The following is a 5,697-nucleotide window of genomic DNA, read 5'->3' on the forward strand; positions in this document are numbered from 1 at the left end:
GGCTCTGGCTCTGGCTCTGGCTCTGGCTCTGGCTCTGGCTCTGGCTCTGGCTCTGGCTCTGCAGCTATGTTGCTGGCTTGAAGTTCAGTGTCAACAGATTCTCGTTCAATATCTGGGGTCGCTTCTGGTTGTTGCTTTAATGGCGCATCCTGGTGCTTAATTATATTGTCAAAAACAATTTTCTCATCGATCTCAACCATATGAGCCGTAATGTTGTCTTGAATGATTTGTTCCAAATCTTCAATGAATATCGCAGGAGTAAAAGCCATCATACGCAACAATGTCATTTCTAGTGCCATTCTACCATCTGCAACATGAGGTAAGTCTTTTTTACCTTGCAGGGCCATTTGGTATAATAACTGGATATGTTCTGGGGAAATCGATTTCGCTATTTGATAAACGGCTTTGGCACTTAAAGCATCTAATTTACAAACGTCAGGTACTATTTGCGTCAAAGTAATCTGGTGCAACAAACCTAATAATTCATCGAGTACTGTGCGGTAATCTGGAGACTGGTCTGCCAGAGAATCCACTTGGGCCATCAACTTCTCTTGATCATTTTCAAGTAAAGCATGAACAATTCGCAGCAGTTGATTTTTATCCATCAAACCAAGCATATCTGTCACTACCGACGTTAGTACCTGATTGTTTCCCTGGGCGATGGCTTGGTCTGTTAAACTCAAAGCGTCTCGCATACTGCCATTAGCGGCCCGTGCTAATTGCGCTAAAGCCGGCTTTTCATAATTTATTTGCTCAGCAGATAAAACATGGCTTAGCTGAGATTGGATCTCTTCACGGGAAAGTGCCTTTAAATTAAACTGAAGGCAACGTGATAAAATAGTGATTGGTAGTTTTTGCGGATCTGTTGTAGCAAGTAAAAATTTAACATGCGGAGGTGGCTCTTCAAGCGTTTTGAGAAGTGCATTAAAACTATGCTTAGAAAGCATATGAACTTCATCTATCAGGTAAACCTTGTACTTCCCATGTGTCGGCCTGTACTGCACGTTATCAAGCAGTTCGCGAGTATCTTCCACTTTTGTTTTGGACGCCGCATCAATCTCAATCAGGTCGACAAAACTGCCTTTGTCGACCTCAATACATGTACCACACTTACCACATGGATTAGCGCTCTGCCCATCCGCACAGTTCAAGCTCTTAGCAAAAATTCTGGCAATGGTCGTTTTACCAACACCACGAGTACCTGTAAATAAGTAAGCATGATGCAAACGGTCATTGTCTAAACCATTTGAAATCGCGGTGACTACGTGACTTTGACCAACCAATTCAGAGAATTTTTTAGGTCGCCATTTTCTTGCTAAGACTTGATAGCTCATAAGTAATTAATCGCCTTCAAATTCGCAAATCGCATATGACGTTATGCCGGCTTCCTTTAATTTTTGTGCACCACCAATATCGGGTAATGAAATCACGAAACCTGCATGTTCTACCACCCCACCAAGACGTTTAATCAGGTTTGCTGTGGCGATCATAGTACCGCCAGTGGCAAGTAGATCATCAATCATCAATACTTTTTCACCTGGCTTAACTGCATCTTCGTGGATTTCTAAGGTATCTGTACCATATTCCAATTCATACTCTTCTGAAATGGTCGCACGCGGTAATTTTCCAGGTTTACGAACAGGAATGAAGCCTATGCCCATGGCTAGTGCAAGAGGAGCGCCAAATAAAAAACCACGCGCTTCAGTACCAGCGATTTTATCAAAACCACCTGCTCTAAATTTTTCAGCTAATAACTCAATACATTGAGAAAAAGCTTGGTGGTCTTCCAAAACACTCGTTACATCGCGAAACATAATCCCTGGTTTTGGATAATCAGGGATAGTTTTAACAACAGACTTTATATATTCGCCAGGCAAAATACACCTCAAATTAGTTAATTATTATTGTCTACTTCGTTATATAGAATACGAACCAACCGCAGATCATGTTCAATAATGGCATTGCCATTAACACACCTAATGCAGCTAATAAGTACCAAATGTTGAACGGGTCTTTAAAATTTGAACCATCTGACATACAACAACATCCTCTACTGTAAGATAAAAAAACAGCGTCAAAGTCTAAAGGAATAGCACCGAAATTCATAGTAAAAATCATTAAAACTGACTGATAATATGCTACATTACGATTATCGTATTAGTCGAAAAACACATTATGTCACTCTTTTATAACAAGTTAATAAAATCTATCTTTTTTGCGAGTTTTTTAACCACACATGCGTTTGCATTCGCAGCTATAAATGAAGCAGATACCACGTTAGAAACCGTAGATTCATTTATGCCAATACCTACATTTAAAGCAAGCTATTCCTTGAATAGGAGAGGCTCTACTTACGGCGAGGGCTTCCGCTCTCTAAGTAAAAATGAAAAAGGTAATTATGTATTTTCTTATCGCACCAAAGCTCGATACTTTTTTTTGACGGACACCAGAATTGAAACGAGTGAGTTTACATATACTTACTTAGACAAAATGTGGGTCGCATCTCCCTTAAATTACGAGTTCATTAGAGAAGGTACTGGAAAAGATAAACAATACAACGTATCAATAAACTACACAAATGAAACTATATCTGGCAGAGATCAACAAAATAACCCATTTCCCAGTGATACCGTTATTCAAGATATGATGACTTATCAATTACAGATCAGATTAGATCTACAAAATAATAGGCCTATAAAAAAATACACCGTAGCAACACGCTATGGAAACTGGAAAGATTATGAGTTTACCCAAAACCCACCAGAAACAGTCAGGACCCCATTAGGAGAGTTTACGGCAATAAAACTGACTAGAACCAATATAAAAAAACAACGTACTACTAGCGTATGGTTAGCTCCAGAGCTTGATTTCACACTGGTTCGATTGCAACAAATCGAGGATGGTAAAGAAAGTTTTGATGCCTTAATCAAAAGCTATGAACTTATTCCAAAGCAATAATATTATGAGTCAAACAATACATTAATCAGCTTTGTAACCTATTCGGAAACCACCCCAATGTTTACCATTTACATAAATAGGAGCGGATAAGTCATGCATCACTTCGCCCGTATCCCTTTTATATGTTTGTAAAAGAAACTTCTCTGTATTACTACCGCAACGTTTACCTGTGTAGTCATCAAAAATACGTTTGGTACGACTATGGAGTAAATCATTTTCAAAAACCCCAGTCATTGGCTTACTAAATTTTTTATTATGCGTTGGGAAATAACCTTTGCTATCGACCGCACCAGCATAAATTAAAAAATTATGTTGTTGTAAAATAGGCTCTTGGATAAGCGGTAATACCTTATCAGTAAAACTATCAAACATCGTAGTGTATTTTTGTGGATTGGTATTTGGTATGGGTTTGTGTTGATTATCAAATAAAGCCGCATTCGAAATCTCACCTGATAACAAAGCTTCTTCAAACTTTGCACCGACCAATTCAGCTGCGACAATAGCTAAGTCTTTAACAATGGCGTTACGATTACTCAAATCAAACACATGTAATTGTCTAAAAATGTCCTCTGTCTGATTACATAAATTGAGAACTTTATTGGAAACTTCATTAAGGTCCCCCTCTAGCTCTTGAGTAGATGAAAACAAAGAATCAATATTTTGAGTGATCCCTTGATTTGTTTGATTATGTTCTTCTACAGTAATAAAAACTTGCTGCATAGCCGTTCTGGCTGATGCTGCAAGCTCGTTATTGTGAGTAACGACTTCAGCTGTTTGACTGACTAAATGTGCCATGTTTTTACCAGAAACAGAAACCTCCTCAATAGCAGAAACTGAATCTTTGGTTGCGAAAGTGATTTCTTCTAGGACTTGCTCTATACCATAAGTGGCATCAGTTGTTTTTTTGGCCAGCTCGCGAACTTCGTCAGCAACAACAGCAAAACCACGTCCCTGTTCACCGGCTCTGGCTGCTTCTATCGCAGCGTTCAAAGCAAGCATATTGGTTTGATCCGCCAACTGATTTATAGTCGTTACAATACTACCAATAGCATCTGCTTTAACTTTTAAATTGGTGAGTGACTCACTGGTAGAGGTAATTTGAGCATCTAGTTGTTCTTGCTGCGAAAGAGCATCACCCAACAGGCCATGAGTTTTTTCTGTTTCTTTACTGGAGTCATCAATACATTTTTGAGCTTGATGAGTCGTAGTTAATAGTTCGACATTACCAGATTCTAATAATTTTACTTTATCCGCTATAGCTGAGGTTTGATCAACTTGTGCAGAAAACAATTGGGATAATTTATCGGTAAAATGAGAAACATTTGCACCACCAATGGCGATCTTGCTGGTACTACTTGCAATGTTTTCTGCATTTGACGTAAAAATATCGTCATTAGTCTCTGGAATATCTGTCTTATTAGCATGATTAATAATGAACGATTGTGCATAAAAACTGATAAGTAATGTGACAGACAATGCGGAGTAGAGAAAAATGGGTGCTGATAAAAAAGCGAGCTCTACATATAAGATGGAAACAACAAGCACCGTAAAAAACAATGGTACGTATTTCATAAAGGTATACCTATACTGATTTGGTAAATATACTAATCAGTATAGGAAATAATACGAAAAGACATCATAAATATAATGAATTTCGTCATTTTTTATACGAATTTCACCTACAGGCTTGTATGTAACTGTATGTCGTAACCTGCATGTTTTCGTATATTTATTACACGGTCGTCATTAAAGTATAAATATTGGCCTTTAATTCCTAGCAAAACACCTGTAAAAGAAGGTGTTTTGTCAAAACCAAGGGAAGTAATTTTTACTGGATATTGTTGTACTGGATAAAAAATATCAACGGGTTGCTGATGTATTTTTTGGATTGCAAGTAATCCATATTGTGCTACAAGCTCATCAATATCATCCGCTATTTTTTCATACAGTTCATCTCTAAGGCCGACTAGGTCTAACTGTGGGATATCACCTTTTAACATGACACGCCAATTAGACTTATCTGACATATGCTGTTTACATATCGTTTCGACTAAACCACTAATAAGACGGTTAGCAACTCTAAAAATGGCAATCGCTTGAGTAGCACCTTGATCTATCCAGCGAGAGGAAACACCAGGCTGAATCTGTCGGGTTATGCCAACTTTTACATTGCCAGTATTAGATAAATAAACAATGTGATCATTAAAACAGTGAGCTTCAGCCCATTGAGGCTCTCTGCAGGTACCTTTGCTGTAATGACATAACTCTGGCTTAATAATACAACTGTCGCACTGTGCAAGTTTCTGTAAACAAGGGTAGCAGTACCCCTGATTAAAACTTTTATTCGTGACCCTAGCACAATTTACACAATTAATTTTATTATTAAATGTAAAAGTAACTTCATGACCAATTAAAGCGTTCATTGGAAGCAGCTTATCACCAATAGGTAAATGATACTGAGCAGTATTACACTCATCTACACTTACTAGCATTTTTTTAAGATTACCTGAATATGTCGTCATATCTTCTCTTAAGAATAATTTTCAATGATCATAACGAGCCTATAATCGCAAAGCAATGAATTTATAAAGTAACAATAGTTAAATAAGGTGTGATGATAGAGTCATCGTATTAGGTACAACAGATGTTTTTAAAAAGACCTAGTTACACTAGAAAGCGCTATTACCCCATTAGATGGCGTCATCCCTCCCTGCTCACTAAGGATCCTGCGGATCCAAA

General features: G+C 37.9%; 5 protein-coding genes. 1 reads left to right on the forward strand and 4 read right to left on the reverse strand.

The genetic code is table 11. From position 1 onward, the window contains the following. Both dnaX and apt read right to left on the reverse strand, forming a co-directional pair. A partial coding sequence (gene dnaX, locus NLF92_RS12510) for a DNA polymerase III subunit gamma/tau (protein WP_254102486.1) occupies positions 1-1,334 on the reverse strand: 1,334 nt, incomplete at its 3' end. A 6-nt stretch (positions 1,335-1,340) separates the two neighbouring features. Next, positions 1,341-1,877: an adenine phosphoribosyltransferase gene (gene apt, locus NLF92_RS12515; protein WP_254102488.1), complete on the reverse strand. Its 537-nt coding sequence runs from the start codon at positions 1,875-1,877 to the stop codon at positions 1,341-1,343. A 298-nt stretch (positions 1,878-2,175) separates the two neighbouring features. Here apt and NLF92_RS12520 point away from each other — a divergent pair, with 298 nt between their 5' ends. Beyond that, positions 2,176-2,958, forward strand: coding sequence for a DUF3108 domain-containing protein (locus NLF92_RS12520; RefSeq protein ID WP_254102491.1), 783 nt, complete (start codon positions 2,176-2,178; stop codon positions 2,956-2,958). 21 nt (positions 2,959-2,979) lie between these two features. On the opposite strand, the gene NLF92_RS12525 is transcribed toward NLF92_RS12520, so the two are convergent. Next, the gene (locus NLF92_RS12525; protein WP_254102493.1) at positions 2,980-4,530 is read right to left on the reverse strand and encodes a methyl-accepting chemotaxis protein; all 1,551 of its coding nucleotides are present in this window, start codon (positions 4,528-4,530) and stop codon (positions 2,980-2,982) included. 107 nt (positions 4,531-4,637) lie between these two features. Beyond that, positions 4,638-5,480, reverse strand: a complete 843-nt coding sequence (locus NLF92_RS12530; RefSeq protein WP_254102495.1) for a DUF2797 domain-containing protein — start codon at positions 5,478-5,480, stop codon at positions 4,638-4,640. Positions 5,481-5,697 lie beyond the last annotated feature (217 nt).

Origin of the sequence: Opacimonas viscosa, from assembly GCF_024199005.1 — a bacterium.
Lineage (GTDB): Bacteria > Pseudomonadota > Gammaproteobacteria > Enterobacterales > Alteromonadaceae > Opacimonas > Opacimonas viscosa.